The sequence below is a fragment of the Pandoraea sputorum genome (assembly GCF_000814845.2).
GTDB lineage: Bacteria > Pseudomonadota > Gammaproteobacteria > Burkholderiales > Burkholderiaceae > Pandoraea > Pandoraea sputorum.
Genome location: NZ_CP010431.2, coordinates 3,958,820 through 3,980,540, shown reverse-complemented (window position 1 = coordinate 3,980,540; position 21,721 = coordinate 3,958,820). Strand labels below are relative to the sequence as shown.

Sequence of the window (21,721 nt, the reverse complement as noted above, 5' to 3'; positions counted from 1 at the left end):
TGCAATTGATGGCAACTGATAGCACCTGAGCGCGCTTAGCGTCGGAACGTCGACAGCCGTGACTTCGAGATCGAGGTTGCGGCGACCTGAATGTGCGGGGCGAGTTCGGCTTCTGCGCGCTCACGCGTCCAGCGCGAGGTCGGCACCGAGATATTGATGGCCGCGACGGCGTGACCGTCGTGATCGGTGATCGGGGCCGCGACCGAGATGTCGCCCATCACGGTTTCGTTTTCGACGATGGCGTAGCCACGACGCGTGGTCTGCGCAATCCGTTCGAGCAGCTTTTTCTCGTCGATGAGGGTGTACGGCGTCATCGGTTCGAGCGCCGTGCCCGAGAGTATTTCACGCACGCGTGCTTCGGGCAGACGCGACAGGATTGCAATGCCCGACGCCGTGAACATCGCGGGCAGACGCGCGCCGACCACGATATCGATGTTCACCAGATGCTGTCCGGGAAAGCGTGCGACGAACACGATCTCGTGACCGTCCAGCTCTTGCAGGTTGGTCGTCTCGCCCACACGGCGGCTGATGTCGAGCAAATACGGCGACGCCTTGTCGACCAGTTCGTTGGCGCGGATGTAGTTGTACGAGAACTGCAACACCTTGGTCGTCAGCCCGTAGGTACGCGTCTCCGGCACGCGAAAGAGATAGCCGAGCGCTTCGAGCGTATGCACGAGCCGCTGCGTGGCGCTGCGATCCAGATCCGCCGCTTTGGCGATGTCGCCCAGCGTCATGTACCGCGCAGGACCGTCGAAGGCGTGCAGCACCTGAAACGTCTTCTCGGTCGAGCCGACGAAGAGCGAGGAACGCGGGGCGGCGGTGCTCGAAGCGGTGTCGCTGGTGGATTGGGTGGCGTCTGTGGCAGAGCGCGACGACCCGGCGGATGAACGCGGCATGGGTGTGCGGGTTGTTCGGATTGTAATGATTGTGATTGTAATGCAATTGTTTGTGCCCAAGTAGCGAACTTTGCCCAATTTCAGGGCATGCGCAAGGGCATGCGGTGGGGCACGCCGGAACATCAAGACAGGGGGAGCAATGCACGCGTTTTCCTGCGTGGAGGATTACCGCCAGGCGGCCAGGCGCCGTCTGACGAAGCTGGCTTTCGATTATCTGGAAGGCGGTGCAGAGGACGGGGAGGCGCTGCGGCGCAATCGGGACGCGTTCGGGCAGTGGGGCTTCGCGCCGCGCGTCATGACGGACATCTCCGCCACATCGAGCGAGACGAATTTCTGGGGACGGTCGGCCGCCGCCCCGATGGTCGTCGGCCCGACCGGCCTGAACGGCCTGTTCTGGCCGCGCGCAGACGAACTGCTCGCGCGTGCAGCCGCCGATGCCGGACTGCCGTTTGTGCTGTCGACGGCATCGACCTCGTTGCTCGAAGACGTGCGCGCTGCGGTGCCTGACGGCGAGCTTTGGCTGCAACTCTATGTGCAGCAGGATCGGCGCATTGCCGAGAGCATGATGCGCCGGGCGCGCGAGGCCGGGTTTCGAACGCTCATGCTGACCGTCGATACCCCGGTGCACGGAAAGCGCGATCACGACACGCGCAACGGCTTCAAGCTGCCGCTGCGCTTTACGCCGCGACTTGTGGCGGACTGCATGCGGCATCCGCACTGGAGTTGGCAGATGCTGGTGGGCGGGGCGCCGCAGCTTCGCAACATCGCCCAGAGCGTAGGCGAGCGGGCGGATCTGGCGCGTCACGCGGCGATGCTGAGTCGTCAGATGGACTTGTCGCTCGGCTGGCACGACCTGGCGTGGGTGCGCAAGCACTGGCCGGGTGAAGTGCTGGTCAAGGGCATTCTGACGGTGGACGACGCCCGTCAGGCGCAGGCCCATGGCGCGGACGGCATCATCGTCTCCAATCACGGCGGACGCCAGTTGGGCAGCACGCTCGCCCCGGTCGAAGCGTTGCCGATGATCGTCGACGCCGTTGGCGCGTCAGGTTCGGGCGGTCCCGCAATCTCCGTGTTCATGGACGGTGGCGTGCGGCGCGGGGCCGACGTCGCCAAGGCCGTCGCGCTGGGCGCGAAGGGCGTGCTCCTGGGACGCGCGCCGCTGTATGGCGTGGCCGCGCGCGGCGCTCAGGGTGTGGATGGGGTGCTGGCCTTGCTGCTGAACGAATTGCGCACGACGATGCAGCTGCTCGGCTGCGCAAACGTGGGCACGTTGACGGCTGAACGGCTGGCCCGGCTGCCGTCGTTGCACGAGAACCGATCCGGCGGGGCGATTCAGGCAAACCCGCTATAATGTTCCGCGCCCGATTGCCGTCGGGCGGCGTGGCATCCGGCCGGTTGGCGGGGCATGCGCGCCGCGCGGCAGCATGCCAATTTTCATTCACAGGAATGCCATCATGAGCTTCAACCACGTGCCTGCCGGTAAGGACCTCCCCAACGATTTCAACGTCATCATCGAGATCCCGGCGCAAAGCGACCCGGTGAAGTACGAAGCCGACAAGGATCTGGGTCTGCTGGTCGTTGACCGCTTCATCGGCACGGGCATGCGTTACCCGGCCAACTACGGCTTCATTCCGCAAACGCTGGCTGGCGACGGCGACCCCGTCGACGCGCTGGTCGTCACGCCGTTCCCGCTGCTGGCTGGCTCGGTCGTTCGCTGCCGCGCACTCGGCATGCTCAACATGACCGACGAGTCGGGCGTGGACGCCAAGCTCGTGGTCGTGCCGGTCGACAAGATCTGCCCGATGACGGCACACATGAAGTCGATCGACGACGTCCCGGGCTACCTGAAGGACCAGATCAAGCACTTCTTCGAGCAATACAAGGCGCTCGAGAAGGGCAAGTGGGTCAAGGTCGAAGGCTGGGAAGGCATCGAAGCCGCCCACAAGGAAATCACTGAAGGCGTTGCGAACGCGAAGAAGTAATTGCCCCTTCGCCAAGCTTGCCGCGTCGTTCGTCGACGCAAAGAAAACCCGGCCGTGTGCCGGGTTTTTTTATGGGGACGAGCGCGGCATTGGCATCACGGCTTGTGGCGCTTCACCATCGTCAGAATGACCTGATGTAATTCCATCTGCGCGTCGTCGGCGGTGATCTCACCGGTGACAGCGGCATCGGACAGCGCGTCGGCCGCCCCCAGCATCGCCCACAAGGCGGGGGCCGGGATGCCGTCGGGGCTGGCGAACGGCGCGAAGATCGCCGCGCATTTGGCGATGAACGATTGCTGGTACTCGCGCTTCACAGCGGCCAGTTCAGCCGAGCCGCCGAGCGCCGCGAGAACCCCCGGTATTTCGCGGCCCTGCGTCACCACGCACGTCACATAGCTCGATGCGATCACGCGGGCCTTGTCCTGCAACGTCGGCTTTGCCGCCGCAACGGCCGCGTCGAAGATGACGGTCTGACGGGCGTCGAAGTCCTGATACAGCGCTGCGAGCAACCCATTGCGCGAACCGAAGTGGTCGTACACAACCGGCTTCGTGACCCCGGCATCCTCCGCCAGACGTCCGAGCGTGAGCGCATCCGTGCCCTCGTTGCCGATCAGCGTCCACGCGACGTCGAGCAGTTGTCGGGTGCGGGCTTCACGGGGCATGCGTCGGCGCGACGAGGCGTCTGCGGTTGGGGTCATGGTCGTCGTACGAAATGGCTAATGCCCCGGACCTGAGGGCCGGGGCGCGGGCGGAGACATCGTTATCACGTGGGAGACGGGAAGACCTTCTGTCCGATGGTCCTCGCCGTCTCGAGATGTGCTTCAGGGTAGCCCGTGTCGGAGGCAAGGAGCAACTCCGACGTGACCACCTGGGCACCGCAATAGTCGAAGATCCCGTGATCGATCTGTGTTTTCATTGCGCCGAAGTAGCCGTGGCGGGCCATCGTGCGCTGGTCTGCGCCCCCGATGGCGACTAGATGAACGCGCAGACGTTGCAGCTTCTTCACCGACTTGCCGAGCGCCACGTCTTCGTACGCCCAACCCTGCGAGAACACACGGTCGATCCATCCCTTGAGCAGCGCGGGGAACGACCACCAGTAGATCGGGTAGACGAGCACCAGCGCGTCGGCGCGGTTCAGACGGGCGTGCTCGGCGGCCACGTCGGCGGGGGCCGCGAGCGTCTTGTTGAACAACGCCAGGTCTGCCGCGTTAAAGCGAGGATCGAAGCCTTCGGCGGCCAGATCGGCGATCTCGGCAGTGTGTGAGATGCCGTTGGTGGCAGGCGAAGACGCAATCGTCTCGGCGACGCGTCGGGCGATGGCGTGGGTGAGCGAGTGCGGGTCGGGATGGGCGACGACAACGAGTGCATGCATGACTGATTCCTCCTCAAAAAATAACTTACCAATGGTAACTTACTTTTGGTAGGTTATGTTTTCATCACATCTTCGTCCTGAAGCCAATGGCAAGTTCGGCGACAATGCTGAGTGGCAGGAAGCAAGCGGCACGCAGGCCGCACGCAAGCCGCCGGTTCGCAGACGAGGTGTGAAGTGAGCAGCGACGCAGTCATCCGTGTAGTGCAATCGATTGAAGACGTGCCGGCCGACGCGTGGAACGCGCTCGCGGGCGACAACCCGTTCGTGCAGCACGCGTTCCTCCACGCGATGCACGAGACGGGATGCGCTGCCAAGCGTACGGGCTGGCAGCCAGCCTATCTGCTCATGCATGCGGAGGATGTCCTTGTCGGCGCGATGCCGCTCTACGTCAAGTCGCACTCCCGTGGTGAATACGTCTTCGACCACGCATGGGCCGACGCCTTCGCACGTCACGGTCTCGAGTACTACCCCAAGCTGTTGTGCGCCGTGCCGTTCTCGCCCGTGACCGGGCCGCGCCTGCTTGCGCGCACACAGGCGGATCGCGTGGCGCTGGCGCGCGGGGCAATTGCGTTCGCCCGGCAACTTGAGCTGTCGTCCATCCACGTGCTGTTCACGCACGACGACGATCTGGCCGCGCTGACCGAAGCCGGGTACATGCTGCGCGAGGGCGTGCAATTTCATTGGGAAAATCCGGGCTTCGCCACGTTCGACGACTTTCTCGCGCAGATGAATCAGGAGAAGCGCAAGAAGCTGAAACAGGACCGTCGGCGCGTGCGCGAGGCCGGAGTGACCTACCGCTGGCTGCGCGGCGAGCAGATCGACGACGCAGCGCTCGACTTCTTTTATCGGTGCTACGAAAACACCTATCGTGAGCACTGGAATTCACCGTATCTGAGTCGTGCGTTCTTCGGGCAGGTGCACGCGACGATGCCCGACGCGCTGCTGCTCGTCATGGCGGAGCGTGATGGCCAGCCGCTCGCGTGCGCACTCAATGTCGTGAGCGGCGACACCATGTATGGTCGCTACTGGGGGACGACGGACTTCGTCTCCGGCATGCATTTCGAGACCTGCTATGCGCAGGGCATCGAGTACTGCATCGCGCACGGGCTGCGCAGTTTCGAAGGTGGCGCGCAAGGCGTGCACAAGATGTCGCGCGGTCTGTTACCCACGCCTACGTGGTCGGCTCATTGGATTGCCGACGAACGATTCGCGCAGGCCATCGAAGATTTTCTCGACCGGGAGACGTCTGCGATGGACGAGCACATCGGTGAGCTGGAAGCGCATACGCCGTTCAAGCGACCGACGTCCTGAGAGATTTCGGGGCATATCGAGACGTATTCCGGACATCGTGCCGTCGAAGGCAGGCCCCGGCACTGCGGGGCCTCGCGTAATATACTGACGATTCTTACGCCCCGCTTCATCGCTGCAAACGCCTGCAGGTATGCCTGCCGACGTCACGGCACAAGGGCGATGCATGGTAGCCGCCGACATGACCAACCGATTTCTCAATCTCTACAATCACGATTTCGCGCGTGTGGCCGTCGGAGTGCCGCAGTGCCGCGTCGCCGATCCCGCTTTCAACGCCGCTCAGACCATCGCGCTGGCCCGCCAGGCCGACGCCGAGGGCGCGGTACTCGTCGCCTTCCCTGAACTTGGCATTCCTGCCTACAGCTGCGAAGACCTGTTCCAGCAGCGCGCCTTGCAGGATGCCTGCGACGCTGCGCTGGCCGAGATCGTAGCCGCGAGCCGGGAGCTGGGCATCGCGATGATCGTCGGCATGCCGGTGCGCGTGCAGCAGCGCCTGTTCAACTGCGCCGTCGTAGTGGCGCGCGGTCGCATTCACGGCGTTGTCCCCAAGACGTATCTCCCGAACTACAGCGAGTTCTACGAAGCGCGCCAGTTCAATGCAGCGGATGACGCAGGCGTCGATACCGTCACCCTGCTGGGCAACGACGTGCCGTTCGGCGCGCTCATCTTCGAAGCCGCCGATCAGCCGCTGCTGCGCTTTCACTGCGAGATCTGCGAAGACGTCTGGGTGCCGGTGCCGCCGTCGTCGTTTGCGGCGCTCGCGGGCGCAACGGTGCTCGTCAACCTGTCGGCATCGAACGTGGTCGTGGGCAAGTCGGCCTATCGTCATCAACTGGTGGCCCAGCAGTCGGCCCGTTGCCTCGCGGCATATCTGTACACCTCGGCCGGGCAGGGCGAATCGACGACCGACCTCGCGTGGGACGGACAGGCGCTCATCTACGAGAACGGCGACATGCTCGCCGAGTCGGCGCGTTTCGCCAGCGAGTCGCATCTGATCTTCGCCGACGTCGATCTCGAGCGCCTCGCTCGCGAGCGCATGCATCAGACGACGTTCGGTGTGTCGGTGCGCCGTCATGCCGACGAAGTGGCACGCTTTCGCACGATCAAGCTCGACGTCACCCTGCCGCGCGACGCCGAACTGCCGCTTGCGCGCGCCATTGCGCGCTTCCCTTATGTGCCGTCCGATGCGGTGCGTCGCGACGAGCGCTGCCACGAGGTCTACAACATTCAGGTGCAGGCGCTGATGCAGCGTCTCGCGTCGTCGAAGATTCAGAAGGTCGTGATCGGTGTGTCCGGCGGGCTGGACTCGACGCATGCGTTGCTCGTCTGCGCCAAGGTCATGGACCGGCTCGGCCTGCCGCGTACGAATATTCTGGCGTACACGATGCCGGGTTTCGCGACGAGCGAGCGTACGCTGCGTCAGGCGCGTGAATTGATGGAAGCCGTGGGATGCACGGCGCGCGAGATCGATATTCGTCCGAGTTGCATGCAGATGCTGAAGGACCTCGATCATCCGTTCGCGAAGGGCGAGGAAGTCTACGACGTCACGTTCGAGAACGTGCAGGCGGGCGAGCGGACCAATCACCTGTTCCGTTTGGCGAACCATCTCGGGGCGATTGTGATCGGCACGGGTGACCTGAGCGAGCTGGCGCTGGGCTGGTGCACGTACGGTGTGGGCGATCATATGTCGCACTACAACGTGAACGCCAGCGTGCCCAAGACGCTCATCATGCACCTCGTGCGCTGGGTCGCGGAGACGGGGCAACTGGGGGGCGCGGCGTCGGCCAAAGCGCAGAAGGACGCCAAGGATGCAAAGGGCAGCAAGGAAGGACAGCGCCGCAACGTTCTCATCGATATTCTCGAGACGGAAATCAGCCCGGAACTCGTGCCGGGCAAGGCCAACGGCGCGCCCGAGCAGCGCACCGAGCATTTCATCGGCCCGTACGAGTTGCAGGACTTTAACCTCTACTACACGTTGCGCTTCGGCTATGCGCCGCGCAAGGTGGCGTTTCTGTCATGGAGCGCGTGGCACGATGCGTCGCAGGGGCGCTGGCCGGACGAGGGGCACGCGTCGCGCAACGCCTACGATCTGGTTGCTATCAAGCGCAACCTGCGCATCTTCCTGGACCGGTTCTTCCGTACGAGCCAGTTCAAGCGTTCGTGCATTCCGAATGCGCCGAAGGTCGGCACGGGCGGTTCGCTCTCGCCGCGAGGCGACTGGCGTGCGCCGAGCGATTCGGAGTCGGTCGTGTGGCTGGCGGATCTGGACACGGTGCCTGACGATCCGCACGCGTAATTCGGTAAGCGGGGCGGGCGGGGCGCGCTGTCATCGGCGTGCCGTTCCCGGCCCGGTACAATAGCCGGGCGAAATTGCAGAACATTCCAATCAAGATATCGAGGCGACAATGAAACGCGTAACTGCCATCATCAAACCCTTCAAGCTCGACGAAGTCCGTGAAGCGCTGGCCGAAGTCGGCGTGACCGGGCTGACCGTCACGGAAGTGAAGGGCTTCGGCCGCCAGAAGGGCCACACCGAGCTGTATCGCGGTGCGGAATATGTCGTCGACTTCCTGCCGAAGATCAAGATCGAAGTCGTGGTGAGCGCGGCGCAGGCCGAGCAGGTCATCGATGCCGTGCTGGGCGCGGCCCGCACCGGCAAGATCGGTGACGGCAAGATCTTCGTGACCGATGTCGAACGCGTGATTCGCATTCGCACGGGCGAAGAGGGCGAACAGGCGGTCTGATGGCGGGGTGATCGCCGCAGCAATGCTGGGGTGATTGCCTTGGAAAAACGAAGGGCGACGGCTGCGTGAGCGGCGTCGCCCTTTGGCGTTTGTGAGGCACTGAAGCCGAATCGCTTCAGGACTTGAGGCGCACGTCGAATGCGACGGTGATCAGTCGCACGAAAATCACGGAAAACGCGCTGATCGACAAGGTGTAGACGGGATCGAGGTCGGCGTAAGTGAGCGCGATGTATATCCATCCGCCAATGAACGCACACACGGCGTAGGGTCGCGTGTCGCGCAACACCAGCGGTACCTCATTACAGAGGATGTCGCGGATCACGCCGCCACCCACGCCGGTAATCACGCCCATCATCACCGACATGAACGCCGACATATCGGTCTGCAACGCGAGCGATGTGCCGGACGCGCTAAAAAACCCAAGACCGATGGCGTCCGTAATGAGCAGTACACGCTCTGTCGCCACACGCGAGACGAGTTTCAGCACGACGCCTGTGGACAACGACAGCACGAGGATGATGACCGAGTACCACTGATGCTGGACCCAGTAGAAGGGGCGGTGGTCGAGCAGGACGTCGCGCAATGTGCCGCCGCCGAAGGCGGTCGCGAAGGCCAGCACGAACGCGCCGACCGGATCGAGATGCTGCTTGCGGGCTTCGGCGAAGCCGGAGATGGCGCACGACAATACGGCGATGGCCTCCATGACGGCCAGGATCGTATGCAGTTGAGCGCTCATCTCGTGAATCATCGGCGAATCCTGTTGGGGACGGTAGACAGTCCCTCGTCAATACGTCGTGATCGGCGGTGAAATCGTCGGTGCCAGCGGTGGCTGGCGGGGATCGGCATCCGGTGCAGGAGCCGATGTGCGCGTCAGTCTGCTGCGCGCGCCCCCCGGGCCTGCGAAGCCTGGAGCAATACTACCAGCGCACCGCCCCCGCCGTCGCGTCCTTGCGCTTGCGCCCATGCCAGCACTTCGTTCTTCTGGGCGAGCCAGCCGCGCACCTTGTCCTTGAGGACCGGTTCACGGTTCACCGAGCCCAGGCCCTTGCCGTGAATCACGCGAATGCAGCGCAGGCCGCGCTTGACGGCGTCGTGCAGGAAGGCGGAGAGCGCTTCGCGGGCTTCGTCGCGACGCATGCCATGCAGGTCGATCTGCGCCTGCACCACCCAGTCGCCGCGTTGCAGCTTCAGCACGGCATCGTGGCTGATGCCGGGACGGCGGTACGACAGGCGGTCGTCCGTATCGAGCAGCGCTTCGGGGTCGAACTCGTCGGACAGGGATTCGTGAAGCACTGCGGCTTCGTCTTCCTCGGTCTGACGCGCCACCGGCTCGGGCGGGAAGCGCGGGTGCTCGACGCGATTGGTCGAGCCTTTGCTGGCAAGCGGGGCGATCTCGCCGATGCTGTCGCGGAACACGTTGGCATCGCGTTTGGCCTGCGCGGCGCGCTTGGCGGCGGCGATGCGCTCGGCTTCGCGCGCGGCGCTCTCGGTCGCGAGTGCGTCACGGAAGTTGGAGAGGTCGCTGAGGCTGAGTTTCGGTGGTTTCTTGCTCATGATCGTGCGAACAAGGACGTTCTAAGGGAGGGCAAACGGCGCGTTGCGTCTGCGCGGTGGCGAAGGCGCGTTTCCGAATCATAACGGCTCGTGACGCCACGGAACGAAGATGATGGCACCGACGAAAGCGACGACGCAAGCGAAGACGGCGCCCCGGCTGCATGAACGATCACGCAGCCGGGGCGCCGCCGTCTGGCGAAATACGCGCGAAAGCGATTACTGGTCGAGGTTTTCGAGGTAACGCTGGGCGTCGAGCGCGGCCATGCACCCCGTGCCTGCGCTGGTGATGGCCTGACGGTAGATGTGGTCCTGCACGTCGCCAGCGGCAAACACGCCCGGCACGCTGGTGGCCGTGGCGTTGCCGTTCAGACCGCTGTGCGTGACGATGTAGCCGTTCTTCATTTCGAGCTGACCGTCGAAGATATCCGTATTCGGCTTGTGGCCGATGGCGATGAACACGCCGTGCAGCGAGATGTCTTCATGCGCGCCCGTCTTGGTGTTCTTGATACGAACGCCGGTCACGCCGCTGTCGTCGCCCGTGACTTCGTCGAGCACGCTGTCATACTTCAGTTCGACCACGCCTTGCTTGGCCTTTTCCAGCAGACGGTCGATCAGGATCGGCTCGGCGCGGAACTTGTCGCGGCGGTGGATCACGGTGACCTTGCTGGCGATGTTCGAGAGGTACAGCGCTTCCTCGACAGCGGTGTTGCCGCCGCCGACCACGCAGACTTCCTTGCCGCGATAGAAGAAGCCGTCGCACGTGGCGCAGGCCGAGACGCCGCGTCCCGAGAAGGCTTCTTCCGACGGCAGGCCGAGGTACTGCGCCGAGGCACCGGTCGCGATGATCAGGGCGTCGGCCGTGTATTCGCCGGCGTCGCCGATCAGACGCAGCGGGCGCTCGTTCAGATGCACCGTATGAATGTGATCGAAAATCATCTCGGTGTTGAAGTGCTCAGCGTGTGCCTGCATGCGCGCCATCAGTTCCGGGCCTTGCACGCCGGTCGGGTCGCCGGGCCAGTTCTCGACGTCCGTGGTGGTCATCAACTGACCGCCCTGGGCGATACCGGTGATCAGCACCGGGTTGAGGTTGGCGCGCGCGGCGTACACGGCGGCGCTATAGCCGGCAGGGCCGGAACCGAGAATCAGGACTTTGGCGTGCTTGGCAGCAGACATGGAACTCACCGGAAAGGGGTTGGGTGCTGGCGTCGGACTCCCGAACGCGCACCGCCTTGGGGCGCGACCGGGGCTCCGGCGCAAACCGACATTATAAGGGGCCGACGATGTTTCGTTGATGGAGCCTCACAATCGAGGCGATAGCCTTCGGGCGGTCTTTGGCGGCCTGACGACGGTCCCAGGGGGCATCCGAAGCCACCGCACCGGGACGCCTCTCAAATTTGGGGGCAGATGCGCCGGATGCAAGCGCGTAGGACATGAGCGACTGAGCTGCCTTGCCGCTGGGTCTTCCCGCGTCCGGCGAATCCTTTGGAAGCCGCTCCGTTACGGCTTGTCACGCTTTCCTGGGGCGGTCATGCGTTAATCGATGTAATAGTTGTTTACAATGGAGCATCGCTGCGCGGCAGGCCGCCCGTCTGCCCGCCCAACTGCATGGCTTGATGACGACGAAATCTTCCTACTCTGCTGGTGCCGGATCGTCGTTGCCCAATCGGGTGACGCACCTCTTCCATGAAATCCGCTGGATGGCGCAGGTCGCGCTGATGGTGTTCCTGTTGATGGCGTTGTTCTCCTACAGCCGTCTGGACCCCAGCTGGACGCATGCGGCGCATGTGGAGCGTATCGCCAACTGGGCGGGACGCGTCGGTGCGTGGGTCGCCGATATGCTGCTGCTCATGCTCGGTCTGTCCGCCTACTGGCTGGTGGTGTTCATCGCCCGCCGCGTGATCTCCGGCTACCGCCGCATCTCCGCCAAACGTGAAGCGCCTCCGCTGCGCGAACGTCTTGCGAGCGGCGGCTGGGTGGAGATCGTCTCTTCGCTCATGGTGCTGCTCTCGAGCGCCGGTATCGAATCCCTGCGTCTGTACCGTCTCAAGGCTCAGTTGCCCCGTGCGTCGGGCGGTGTCATCGGCGAGACCGTCGGTGGCTTCTTCCAGCACGCACTCGGCTTCACTGGCGGCACGCTGGCCTTGCTGCTGATCTTCGCCTTCGGCCTGTCGCTGCTGTTCCACTTCTCCTGGTTGTCCGCCGCCGAAAAGGTCGGTGCGCTGATTCTCGATACCGGTACCGTGATCCGCCGTCGCCGCGAGGCGCGTCAGGACCGTCGGATGGGCGAGGAAGCGGCGATTGCGCGTGAAGGCGCCGTCGTGCAGAACCGCGTGCGGGCAGAAGTCCACGAGCCGGTGCAGATCGTGCCGCCGGTCAAGGTGGTGCCCAAGAGCGAGCGGGTTGAAAAGGAAAAGCAGGCGCCGCTGTTCGCCGACCTGCCGGATTCGATCCTGCCGCCGCTGGCGCTGCTCGATCCGGCACCGGTCGCGCAGGAAACCGTGTCGGGCGAGACGCTGGAATTCACGTCGCGCCTGATTGAGAAGAAGCTCAAGGATTTCGGCGTGGAAGTGAGCGTCGTGGCCGCTTATCCCGGCCCCGTCATCACGCGTTACGAAATCGAGCCGGCCACGGGCGTGAAGGGCAGCCAGATCGTGAATCTCGCGAAGGATCTGGCGCGTTCGCTTTCGCTGGTGTCGATCCGTGTGGTCGAAACCATCCCCGGTAAGAATTTCATGGGGCTGGAGTTGCCGAATCCGCGTCGTCAGACGGTGCGGATGACGGAGATTCTCGGCTCTGAGGTCTACAACAGTTCGTCGTCGCTGCTCACACTCGCCCTCGGTAAGGACATCGGCGGCAAGCCGGTCGTAGCCGATCTGGCGAAGATGCCTCACTTGCTTGTGGCCGGTACGACCGGTTCGGGCAAGTCGGTGGGGATCAACGCGATGATTCTGTCGTTGCTGTACAAGGCGACGGCCGAGCAGGTCCGGCTCATCCTGATCGATCCGAAGATGCTCGAAATGAGCATGTACGAGGGCATCCAGCATCTGTTGTGCCCGGTGGTGACAGATATGCGTCAGGCCGGTCATGCGCTGAACTGGGTGGTGGCCGAGATGGAGCGGCGCTACAAGCTGATGAGCAAGCTGGGCGTTCGCAATCTGGCGGGCTACAACAACAAGATCGACGACGCGGCCAAGCGCGAAGAACATATTCCGAATCCTTTCTCGCTGACGCCTGAAGAGCCCGAGCCGTTGCAGCGTCTGCCGTACATCGTGGTCGTGATCGACGAACTGGCCGACCTGATGATGGTCGTCGGCAAGAAGGTCGAAGAGCTGATCGCCCGGATTGCACAGAAGGCGCGCGCGGCGGGCATTCACCTGATTCTGGCGACGCAGCGTCCGTCGGTCGACGTCATTACCGGTCTGATCAAGGCCAACGTGCCCACGCGGGTGGCGTTCCAGGTGTCGTCGAAGATCGATTCGCGCACGATTCTGGACCAGCAGGGCGCCGAGACGCTGCTGGGCATGGGCGACATGCTGTACATGCCGCCGGGCACCGGATTGCCGTTGCGTGTGCACGGTGCGTTCGTGGCCGATGACGAAGTGCATCGTGTGGTCGAGCGGCTCAAGGAGCAGGGCGAGGCCAACTACGTCGAAGGTCTTCTCGACGGTGCGGTCGAAGGCGAGGAAGGCGGTATCGACGGTATGGGCGGCGGAGGCGGTGGAACCGGCGAGGGGGGCGGCGAGTCCGATCCTCTTTACGATCAGGCCGTGGCCGTGGTGCTCAAGCAGCGTCGTGCGTCGATCTCGCTGGTGCAGCGCCACTTGCGCATCGGCTACAACCGGGCGGCGCGCCTGCTCGAACAGATGGAACAGTCCGGCGTCGTGTCGGCGATGGCGAGCAACGGCAACCGGGAAATTCTGGTGCCGAATCGCGAGGGAGAATAAGGAATATGCTGGGATTCAAGCGCGGCTTGCCGCTCATGGTGGGTGCCGTCGGTGTGACGCTGGCGGCGCTGGTCGCGCCGGCTTATGCGAGCGGTACGGCACAACTCAAGGCGTTCGCGGCGCAGGTAAAGTCGGCGCGCGGCGAGTTCGAGCAGAAGCAGGTTAAGGGGCAGCAGAACGGCGAGATGAAGGTGACGAACAATGCGTCGGGCACGTTCGAATTCTCGCGTCCCGGCCAGTTCGTCTGGCACTACACCAAGCCTTACGATCAGTTGTTGCAGGCAGACGGTACGACGCTCTACGTCTACGACAAGGATCTGAATCAGGTCACCGAGCGCAAGCTGGGCGACTCGCTGGGCGCGAGCCCGGCGGCGATTCTGTTCGGTAGCAACGACATCGAAAAGAGTTTCACGCTCAAGGATGCCGGTGTGAAGAACGGCATCGACTGGGTCGAGCTCAAGCCGAAGGCGCAGGATACGCAGTTTCAGCGCGTGGGCATCGGTTTTCGCGATGGCAATCTCGCCGCGATGGAACTGTACGACGCCTTCGGTAACGTGACCTTGCTCACGTTCAGCAACATGCAGAAGAACCCGCCGCTACCGGCAGGTAACTTCAAGTTCACGGTGCCCAAAGGGGCGGACGTGATCAAGGGTTAAGCTTGCGCCAACCTTTGTCCCCGCCGCTCGGCGTTGCCTGAGTAGCGTCTGAGCGTTGCCTCAGAAGCGCTTTGCGGGCGAGCCGGTCATCGGGCTGGCATAATGGGGACATCTGATTATCTGACTGCGGCCGGGGACATCCCCGGCCGTGCTGCTTGAGAACATGCCAAACGACGCCCCTCTGTCGGCTTCGGTGCCTTTGGCCGAGCGCCTTCGCCCCCATACCATCGACGATGTGATTGGCCAGCGTCACCTGCTGGGCAAGGGGAAGCCTTTGCGCGTGGCATTCGAAGCGGGCCGTCCCCATTCGATGATTCTCTGGGGGCCGCCGGGTGTCGGCAAGACGACGCTCGCGCGTCTGATGGCAGATGCCTTCAAGGCCTACTTCATTGCGTTGTCGGCCGTGCTTTCCGGTGTGAAGGACATTCGCGACGCCGTCGAGGCCGCGCAGATTCAGCGCGCGCAGGGCAAACAGACGGTCGTGTTCGTCGATGAAGTGCATCGCTTCAACAAAGCACAGCAGGACGCGTTCCTGCCGCACGTCGAATCCGGTTTGTTCATCTTCGTCGGTGCGACGACGGAAAACCCGTCGTTCGAAGTGAATGGCGCATTGCTCTCGCGTGCGGCTGTGTATGTGCTCAAGAGCCTGAACGACGAAGAACTCGGCGAGATGGTCACGCGCGCAGCGCATGAGCTGGGCGATATCGGATTCACCGACGAAGCGCGTCAGGGGCTGATCGATTCGGCGGATGGCGATGGCCGCAAGCTGTTGAACAACGTCGAAATCGTCGCGCAGGCCGCGACCTCGCAAGGTATGGATACGATCGACGAGGCGCTGCTGGCCAGCGTGCTCGCCGAGAATCTGCGTCGCTTCGACAAAGGCGGCGACGCGTTCTACGATCAGATCAGCGCGTTGCACAAGTCGGTGCGTGGCAGTTCGCCGGACGGCGCGCTGTACTGGTTCTGCCGCATGCTCGACGGGGGTGCCGATCCGCGTTATCTGGCGCGCCGGATCGTGCGCATGGCGTGGGAAGACATCGGGCTGGCCGACCCGCGCGCGGCGCGTATCGCGCTGGATGCGGCGGAGACGTACGAACGTCTCGGCACGCCTGAGGGCGAACTGGCGTTGGCGCAGGCGATTCTGTATCTAGCGTCGGCCCCGAAGTCGAATGCGGGCTACAACGCGTACAACCAGGCGCGCGCGTTCGTCGGCAAGGACAAGTCGCGCGCGGTGCCTATCCATTTGCGCAATGCGCCGACCAAGCTGATGAAAGAACTCGGCTACGGTCACGAGTATCGCTATGCGCACGACGAGCCGGATGCCTACGCTGCCGGTGAGACGTATTTCCCCGACGATCTGCGTGCGCAGAACTGGTATCGTCCGGTGCCGCGCGGTCTGGAAGGCAAGATCGGGGAGAAGCTGAACTGGCTGAAGTCGCTCGATGCCGAGTGGCGTCGTGCGAATGCCAAGGGACGCAAAACCGATGCTCCCGCGAAGACGCCGATGGCTGGGAAAACGACGTCTGCGTCGTCTCCGTCCTCTCCATCCTCCTCTTCCGAGAAAGCGCCGCCTGCCGAATCCGGGGACGACGAGTCCGCGTGAGTCTGCGCGCTGCCGTGCGGGTCGGGCGGCCGTAACGCGCCGCTGCTGCGTCTCGGCGCTTGGCGACGCGTCAAATCGCGTCACAGCGCCGCGCGTTTGGTAAAATCTCGAAATTGCCGTTGCGCGCAACGAAAAATGGCCTTGGCGTCGGCCAATAACCAATTCACGGCCCATTGATGTGGGCCGCTCACAATAGATTTCCCACCATGCTCGACATTCAACTTCTTCGCAAGGATCTCGACGGCGTTGCTGCGCGACTCAAGGCGCGCGGCTACACGCTGGACGTGGCGGCATTCGCTGCGCTCGAGGCGGAGCGCAAGCAGATTCAGACGCAAACCGAGGAGCTTCAGGCGCGTCGCAATGCGTTGTCGAAGCAGGTCGGTATGAAGAAGGGCAAGGGCGAGGACGCTTCGGCCGAGATCGCCGAAGTCGGCGGCATCGCTGACACGCTCAAGGCATCGTCGGTGCGTCTGGAGGAGATTCAGACGCGTCTGTCGGATTTGCTGCTGGGCGTGCCGAACCTGCCGCACGAGAGCGTGCCCGTCGGAAAGGACGAAACACAGAACGTGGAGGTGCGTCGCTGGGGCACGCCGCGAGAGTTCGACTTCACGCCGCGCGATCACGTCGATCTCGGCGCAGCGCTGGGTCTGGATTTCGACGCAGCGGCCAAGCTTGCCGGAGCCCGTTTTTCGGTGATGAAGGGCGGCATCGCGCGTCTGCATCGTGCGCTGGCGCAGTTCATGCTCGACACGCATACGAGCGAGCACGGCTATACGGAAACGTACGTGCCGTACATCGTGAATGCTGCGTCGATGCGTGGTACGGGCCAGTTGCCGAAGTTCGAGGACGACCTGTTCAAGGTGCCGCGCAAGGTCGGCGGTGAAGAGGGCGAGCGCATCGAGAACTTCTATCTGATTCCGACGGCGGAAGTATCGCTGACGAATCTGGTGCGTGACGAACTGCTGCCGAACGACGCATTGCCGATGCGCATGGTGGCGCATACGCCGTGCTTCCGCTCGGAGGCGGGCAGCTATGGCAAGGACACGCGCGGCATGATTCGTCAGCATCAGTTCGACAAGGTCGAGTTGGTGCATGTGGTGCGTCCGGAAGAGTCGTACGACGCGCTCGAGACGCTGGTGGGTCATGCGGAAACGATTCTGCAGAAGCTTGGATTGCCGTACCGCACGCTGGTGCTGTGCACGGGCGACATGGGCTTCGGCAGCGCGAAGACGTACGACATGGAAGTGTGGATTCCGGCGCAGAACACGTATCGCGAGATTTCGTCGTGCTCGAACATGGAGAGCTTCCAGGCGCGCCGGATGCAGGCACGTTTTCGCAATGCGCAGAACAAGCCGGAGCTGGTGCACACGTTGAACGGTTCGGGGCTTGCCGTGGGACGCGCGTTGGTGGCAGTGCTGGAGAACTATCAGAATGCCGATGGTTCGGTGACGGTGCCGGACGTGCTGCGTCCGTACATGGGCGGCATCGAGCGCCTTGAGCCCGCAGCGTAAAAAACTTTGAAAAAGGGGTTGTCGGAAAAAGAAATTCGGCTATAATCTCTTTCTCGCTGCTTGAGGCCACTCAGGCAGCGAACCAAAGCAGAAAGAACGCTTGGAGAGGTGGCAGAGTGGTCGAATGCGCCGGACTCGAAATCCGGTGTACGGTTATACCGTACCGTGGGTTCGAATCCCACCCTCTCCGCCAAGCATCTTGCTTTGAACGAATCAGCCCGCTAACTAGCGGGCTTTTTTGTTTGGTGTGTCAGCCGATCATGCGCTCGTTCCACTCAGAGCGTTCGCAACGCTGTTTTCAACACCTTGCCGTAGTGGTTCTTCGGTAGGGCGTCCACGGCGACATAGCGTTTGGGGCGTTTGAACCGCGCGATGTGTTCGAGGCAATACGCATCCAGCATCGCACTATCGAGCGTCACGCCGGGCGCGCAGACCACATACGCCACGACCACCTCGCCCCATTCTGCGTCGACTTCGCCGATCACGGCCACCTCGGCTACGCCGTCTGCACGGAGCAGCACCTCTTCAACCTCGCGCGGGTAGATGTTCGTGCCGCCAGAAATGATCACATCCTTCGAGCGGTCCTTGAGCGTGAGAAAGCCGTCGTCATCCAGCACACCGATGTCGCCTGTCCACAGCCAGCCGTCGCGTAACGTCTTGGCTGTCGCTTCAGGATTGCGCCAGTAGCCTTGCATCACGACATCGCCACGCACCACGACTTCGCCCGGTGAACCGGGGGCTACCGGTACGCCGTTGTCATCGACCACCGCCACTTCCACCATGGCATGCGCATGGCCGACCGACGCCAGACGTTGCGACCATCGGGGGTGTGCCGTCGCCGCGATTTCGTCGCGTGGCAACACCGTGATCGTCATCGGCGACTCCCCCTGACCGTAGATCTGCACGAACCGCGAACCCATCACCGACAACGCACGCTCGATGTCGGCCGAATACATCGGGCCGCCGCCATAGACGAGGGTCTTGAATCCCGCCGAAGAAGCACCGCAGGCCTGCGCATGTCGCACCAGACGATTGACCATTGTCGGCGCGGCGAAGCAGGAGACGTTGCCAAGTGTCTCAGCCAGCGAAAACATTTCCTGCGCATCGAAGCCACCCGACGCGGGGAAGATGTGCCCCGCCGCCTGCATCATGAACACGACGCTGTAGAGCCCGGCGCCGTGCGACATGGGCGCGGCATATAGCGTGCGGTCGTCGCGCCCGACGGCGTCGACATCCGTCATATAGCAGGCCGCCATCGACCAGAGATTGCGATGCGAGAGCATCACTCCCTTCGGACGCCCGGTCGTCCCCGACGTATAAAAGATCCACGCCAGATCGGTATTCTCGCGGGACGCCACCCCGACGGTTGCATCGCCTGTCAGCCATTGGGCAATCTGCGCGTCTTCCGGCGCGAAGCCCGTCACCGGGCTGTCGATATGGTCTCGAATCGCTAGCAGGTCTTCCGCCTCCGCAAGCAATACCCCGGCCTCGGCGTCGTTGACGATGAATGCGGCCTCGCGCGGATGCAATTTCGCGTTGATGGGCACGGCCACCAGCCCGGCCCACCAGATCGCGTAGAGCCATTCGAGATACTCCGGACGGTTTCGCATCCAGAGCGCGACGCGTGCGCCGACGGGCAGACCCATCGAGCGCAACCCGGCCGCGATGGCGGCACACCGTCGTGCGAGCGTCGCGTAGTCGTGCTGCGGCGCGTCACCCACATAGGTGGCAACATGCCCGGGGTGGCGCTGCGCCGCCCGGGCCAGCGTACTGGCAATGTTCATGACGACCTCGCAATACCCGTGGTGCCCGCATCGACACCATCGACGCCACCGGTGCGCCGTGCACTCACGGTAAGGAAAACGAACAGCAACACGCCGTAGGCCAGCACCATCGCGCCCAGCGTGGTCATGCTCGCGCCGTATCCGCCAAAGGTGTCCTTGGCCCAACCGGTCAGATACGGGCCGACGAACCCGCCGAGGTTGCCCACGGAGTTCACCAACCCGATCCCGGCGGCAGCGGCTGCCCCCGTCAGGAACATTGGCACCATCGGCCAGAACAGAATGTTCGACGCCAGAATCCCGGCCGCCGCGATGCACAACCCGAGAATCCCGACGTAGGGCGACGCGGCATTCCCTGCCATCACCAACCCGATGGCGCCGATGGCCGCCGGTAGCAGAATGTGCCAACGGCGCTCACCCGTCTTGTCCGAGTGCCGCGCGTTCACGACCATCGCCACGCCTGCGCACACGTACGGCACGGCGCTCAGCAAACCGGCCTGCGTGTTGTCCAGCCCACCAATGCCCTTGATGATCTGTGGCATCCACAACGCGATGCCGAACAGCGCCGTGATATTGCAGAAGATGGCGAATGCGAGCAGCAGCACCTTGCCCGAGAGCAGCGTCTCCATCACACCATACTGGCGCGCGCGCTCTTTGGCCGCCTTCTCCTGCGCCAGCGTGCGAACGAGCCACTCACGCTGCGACGCGTTGAGCCATGTCGCCTTGTCCGGGGCATTACCCAGCACGAAGTAAGCCACAACGCCTACCAACACGGCGAGCCCGCCTTCGAGCAGGAACATCCATTGCCAGCCGCGCAGCCCGGCAAATTCGTGGAACGAGGTGAGGATCCACGTCGAGAGCGGGGCGCCGATCAGCACGGCCAGCGGCAACCCGAGAATGAAGATCGCGGTGGCGCGCGCCATCGCGCGTCCGGGGAACCACAGACTCAGATACAGCACGATGCCGGGAAAGAAACCCGCTTCGGCAACGCCGAGCAGAAAGCGCATGACATAGAAGGATGTCTCGCCCGAGACGAACGCGAAGCCCGCCGAGACGATGCCCCACGTCACCATGATCCGCGCAATCCAGATGCGTGCGCCCACGCGGTGGAGGATCAGGTTGCTCGGCACCTCGAAGACGAAGTAGCCGATGGAGAAGATGCCCGCACCGAAGCCGTAGACGGTGGCGGTGAACCCGAGGTCGCCGTTCATGTGCAACGCCGCGAAGCCGACATTCACACGATCGAGGAAGGCGACGATATAGCAGAGAATCAGGAAGGGCAGGATGCGGCGAAATAGCTGGCCGATGGTTTCCTGCGCGATGCGCGAGTCCAGTGCAGCAGCGTTATCGCTGCCCGCCACGGGTTGACTCGCCGTTGATGCGATGGTCGGGTTCAAGGGGTGTCTCCGTCATGGTTCTGTTTTTGGGTGCTGATGACTACCAACTGCCTGATACGTACTACCTGACGCCACTTCGCAAATCTATCCCGCTGCCGCAGATGCGACCGGGGCCTACTGTTTGTAATCGTGTCCGTCGCGGGCCAGTTTTCGCAGCAGCGACGGCCATTCGCGATCGCCCGAACCGCGCATGTCCGTCACCCACTGCTGCGCGGTCAGCACCGCTACGTGATGCGGCGGAATGCGCAGTCGAGCCCCGGTACTCTGCGCCAGCAATTGCGCGCGCGCGGCCTTTTCCAGATAGAACATCTCGACGAAGGCATGCCCTACCGAGCGGCCGACCGTCAGCGTGCCGTGATTGCGCAGGATAAGGGCCGCATGGTTGCCAAGGTCGGCGAGCAGACGATCCCGTTCGTCGATGGTGAGGGCGATGCCCTCGTAATCGTGGTATCCGAGCCGTCCGACAAAGCGCATGGCGTGCTGCGTGATCGGCAGCAGTCCGTCTTCGAGCGCGGACAACGCCATGCCCGCTTCGGTGTGCAAGTGCATCACGCAGGCGGCGTCTTCTCGTGCGGCATGAATGCACCCGTGAATCACGAAGCCCGCGGCATTGGGGCGATACGGTGAGTGCCCCACGACACGTCCGTCCAGATCGATCTTCACCAGGTTCGACGCGGTGATCTCGTGAAACGACAGGCCAAGCGGGTTGACGAGAAAGTGATGCGACGGGCCGGGCACACGTGCCGACAAATGTGTGTAGACGAGATCGTCCCATCCGTTGATCGCACAAAGCCGATACGCTGCCGCGAGATCCTCGCGTACGCGTTGCTCGTCCGGCGTGATGCCGGTGTCGGCAATCGTCTCGCCGACAGGCAGGTCAAAGGAAGAAAAAACTGTGTCAGACTTCAGCATCCCGTTCTCCGATCCGACGCACCGTTGGCAGAGTCGTCTGCCAGTGTGTTTCAATACGGTG

The 21,721-nt window shown here is 63.4% G+C and carries 17 protein-coding genes, 1 tRNA gene and 1 pseudogene; 10 read left to right on the top strand and 9 right to left on the bottom strand.

The window, feature by feature from the left end; all coding sequences use genetic code 11:
• Positions 1-35 precede the first annotated feature (35 nt).
• Entirely contained in the window at positions 36-896 is an 861-nt protein-coding gene (locus tag NA29_RS17495) for an IclR family transcriptional regulator (protein WP_039399949.1), read from the bottom strand.
• A 139-nt stretch (positions 897-1,035) separates the two neighbouring features.
• On the opposite strand from NA29_RS17495, the gene NA29_RS17490 reads away from it, so the two are divergent.
• Both NA29_RS17490 and ppa read left to right on the top strand, forming a co-directional pair.
• A complete protein-coding gene (locus tag NA29_RS17490) occupies positions 1,036-2,247 on the top strand; it encodes an alpha-hydroxy acid oxidase (RefSeq protein WP_039399946.1) in 1,212 nt (403 codons plus the stop codon).
• 103 nt (positions 2,248-2,350) lie between these two features.
• Entirely contained in the window at positions 2,351-2,878 is a 528-nt protein-coding gene (ppa, locus tag NA29_RS17485) for an inorganic diphosphatase (protein WP_039399943.1), read from the top strand.
• A gap of 95 nt (positions 2,879-2,973) precedes the next feature.
• Here ppa and NA29_RS17480 read toward each other — a convergent pair whose 3' ends face one another.
• A complete protein-coding gene (locus NA29_RS17480; protein WP_039399941.1) occupies positions 2,974-3,576 on the bottom strand; it encodes a TetR/AcrR family transcriptional regulator in 603 nt (200 codons plus the stop codon).
• A gap of 65 nt (positions 3,577-3,641) precedes the next feature.
• Entirely contained in the window at positions 3,642-4,250 is a 609-nt protein-coding gene (locus tag NA29_RS17475) for an NAD(P)H-dependent oxidoreductase (protein WP_039399936.1), read from the bottom strand.
• A gap of 174 nt (positions 4,251-4,424) precedes the next feature.
• On the opposite strand from NA29_RS17475, the gene NA29_RS17470 reads away from it, so the two are divergent.
• The 3 genes from NA29_RS17470 (at position 4,425) to NA29_RS17460 (ending at position 8,302) form a co-directional block, all read left to right on the top strand.
• The gene (locus NA29_RS17470) at positions 4,425-5,561 is read left to right on the top strand and encodes a GNAT family N-acetyltransferase (RefSeq protein WP_039403919.1); all 1,137 of its coding nucleotides are present in this window, start codon (positions 4,425-4,427) and stop codon (positions 5,559-5,561) included.
• Positions 5,562-5,739: 178 nt separating this feature from the next.
• Complete coding sequence (locus tag NA29_RS17465) at positions 5,740-7,854, top strand: NAD(+) synthase (RefSeq protein WP_039403917.1); 2,115 nt, start codon at positions 5,740-5,742, stop codon at positions 7,852-7,854.
• A gap of 109 nt (positions 7,855-7,963) precedes the next feature.
• On the top strand, positions 7,964-8,302 hold the full coding sequence (locus NA29_RS17460; RefSeq protein ID WP_010805431.1) for a P-II family nitrogen regulator: 339 nt from the start codon (positions 7,964-7,966) through the stop codon (positions 8,300-8,302).
• Between the two features lie 115 nt (positions 8,303-8,417).
• Here the strand turns inward: NA29_RS17460 and NA29_RS17455 are convergent, their stop codons facing one another.
• The 3 genes from NA29_RS17455 to trxB form a co-directional block, all read right to left on the bottom strand.
• Entirely contained in the window at positions 8,418-9,038 is a 621-nt protein-coding gene (locus tag NA29_RS17455; protein ID WP_039403915.1) for a trimeric intracellular cation channel family protein, read from the bottom strand.
• Between the two features lie 134 nt (positions 9,039-9,172).
• Positions 9,173-9,856, bottom strand: coding sequence for a Smr/MutS family protein (locus NA29_RS17450; protein ID WP_039399933.1), 684 nt, complete (start codon positions 9,854-9,856; stop codon positions 9,173-9,175).
• A gap of 216 nt (positions 9,857-10,072) precedes the next feature.
• Positions 10,073-11,029, bottom strand: coding sequence for a thioredoxin-disulfide reductase (gene trxB, locus NA29_RS17445; protein WP_039399930.1), 957 nt, complete (start codon positions 11,027-11,029; stop codon positions 10,073-10,075).
• A gap of 440 nt (positions 11,030-11,469) precedes the next feature.
• On the opposite strand from trxB, the gene NA29_RS17440 reads away from it, so the two are divergent.
• From NA29_RS17440 to NA29_RS17420, 5 genes and pseudogenes are all read left to right on the top strand, one after another.
• Entirely contained in the window at positions 11,470-13,800 is a 2,331-nt protein-coding gene (locus NA29_RS17440; RefSeq protein WP_039399927.1) for a DNA translocase FtsK, read from the top strand.
• A 5-nt stretch (positions 13,801-13,805) separates the two neighbouring features.
• A complete protein-coding gene (lolA, locus tag NA29_RS17435; protein WP_072633318.1) occupies positions 13,806-14,456 on the top strand; it encodes an outer membrane lipoprotein chaperone LolA in 651 nt (216 codons plus the stop codon).
• A 163-nt stretch (positions 14,457-14,619) separates the two neighbouring features.
• Positions 14,620-15,921: pseudogene (locus NA29_RS17430) on the top strand (replication-associated recombination protein A); the annotation flags it as partial.
• Between the two features lie 344 nt (positions 15,922-16,265).
• Positions 16,266-17,570, top strand: coding sequence for a serine--tRNA ligase (gene serS, locus NA29_RS17425; protein WP_039399924.1), 1,305 nt, complete (start codon positions 16,266-16,268; stop codon positions 17,568-17,570).
• Positions 17,571-17,672: 102 nt separating this feature from the next.
• Positions 17,673-17,763 (top strand) — tRNA-Ser (locus NA29_RS17420).
• Between the two features lie 82 nt (positions 17,764-17,845).
• Here the strand turns inward: NA29_RS17420 and NA29_RS17415 are convergent.
• The 3 genes from NA29_RS17415 to NA29_RS17405 form a co-directional block, all read right to left on the bottom strand.
• Positions 17,846-19,354 carry a class I adenylate-forming enzyme family protein gene (locus NA29_RS17415; RefSeq protein ID WP_039399921.1) on the bottom strand — a complete coding sequence of 503 codons (1,509 nt, stop codon included), beginning with the start codon at positions 19,352-19,354 and terminating at the stop codon, positions 17,846-17,848.
• Complete coding sequence (locus NA29_RS17410; RefSeq protein WP_095178466.1) at positions 19,351-20,748, bottom strand: MFS transporter; 1,398 nt, start codon at positions 20,746-20,748, stop codon at positions 19,351-19,353. Before NA29_RS17410 ends, NA29_RS17415 begins: the two co-directional genes overlap by 4 nt.
• Before the next feature lie 114 nt (positions 20,749-20,862).
• Positions 20,863-21,660, bottom strand: coding sequence for a class II aldolase/adducin family protein (locus NA29_RS17405; RefSeq protein WP_084103885.1), 798 nt, complete (start codon positions 21,658-21,660; stop codon positions 20,863-20,865).
• Between the last annotated feature and the right edge of the window lie 61 nt (positions 21,661-21,721).

Coding starts and splice junctions, on each gene's coding strand:
- NA29_RS17495 (WP_039399949.1), bottom strand. CDS start 896: ATGCCGCGTTCATCCGCCGGGTCGTCGCGCTCTGCCACAGACGCCACC.
- NA29_RS17490 (WP_039399946.1), top strand. CDS start 1,036: ATGCACGCGTTTTCCTGCGTGGAGGATTACCGCCAGGCGGCCAGGCGC.
- ppa (WP_039399943.1), top strand. CDS start 2,351: ATGAGCTTCAACCACGTGCCTGCCGGTAAGGACCTCCCCAACGATTTC.
- NA29_RS17480 (WP_039399941.1), bottom strand. CDS start 3,576: ATGACCCCAACCGCAGACGCCTCGTCGCGCCGACGCATGCCCCGTGAA.
- NA29_RS17475 (WP_039399936.1), bottom strand. CDS start 4,250: ATGCATGCACTCGTTGTCGTCGCCCATCCCGACCCGCACTCGCTCACC.
- NA29_RS17465 (WP_039403917.1), top strand. CDS start 5,740: ATGACCAACCGATTTCTCAATCTCTACAATCACGATTTCGCGCGTGTG.
- NA29_RS17460 (WP_010805431.1), top strand. CDS start 7,964: ATGAAACGCGTAACTGCCATCATCAAACCCTTCAAGCTCGACGAAGTC.
- NA29_RS17455 (WP_039403915.1), bottom strand. CDS start 9,038: ATGAGCGCTCAACTGCATACGATCCTGGCCGTCATGGAGGCCATCGCC.
- NA29_RS17450 (WP_039399933.1), bottom strand. CDS start 9,856: ATGAGCAAGAAACCACCGAAACTCAGCCTCAGCGACCTCTCCAACTTC.
- trxB (WP_039399930.1), bottom strand. CDS start 11,029: ATGTCTGCTGCCAAGCACGCCAAAGTCCTGATTCTCGGTTCCGGCCCT.
- NA29_RS17440 (WP_039399927.1), top strand. CDS start 11,470: ATGACGACGAAATCTTCCTACTCTGCTGGTGCCGGATCGTCGTTGCCC.
- lolA (WP_072633318.1), top strand. CDS start 13,806: ATGCTGGGATTCAAGCGCGGCTTGCCGCTCATGGTGGGTGCCGTCGGT.
- serS (WP_039399924.1), top strand. CDS start 16,266: ATGCTCGACATTCAACTTCTTCGCAAGGATCTCGACGGCGTTGCTGCG.
- NA29_RS17415 (WP_039399921.1), bottom strand. CDS start 19,354: ATGAACATTGCCAGTACGCTGGCCCGGGCGGCGCAGCGCCACCCCGGG.
- NA29_RS17405 (WP_084103885.1), bottom strand. CDS start 21,660: ATGCTGAAGTCTGACACAGTTTTTTCTTCCTTTGACCTGCCTGTCGGC.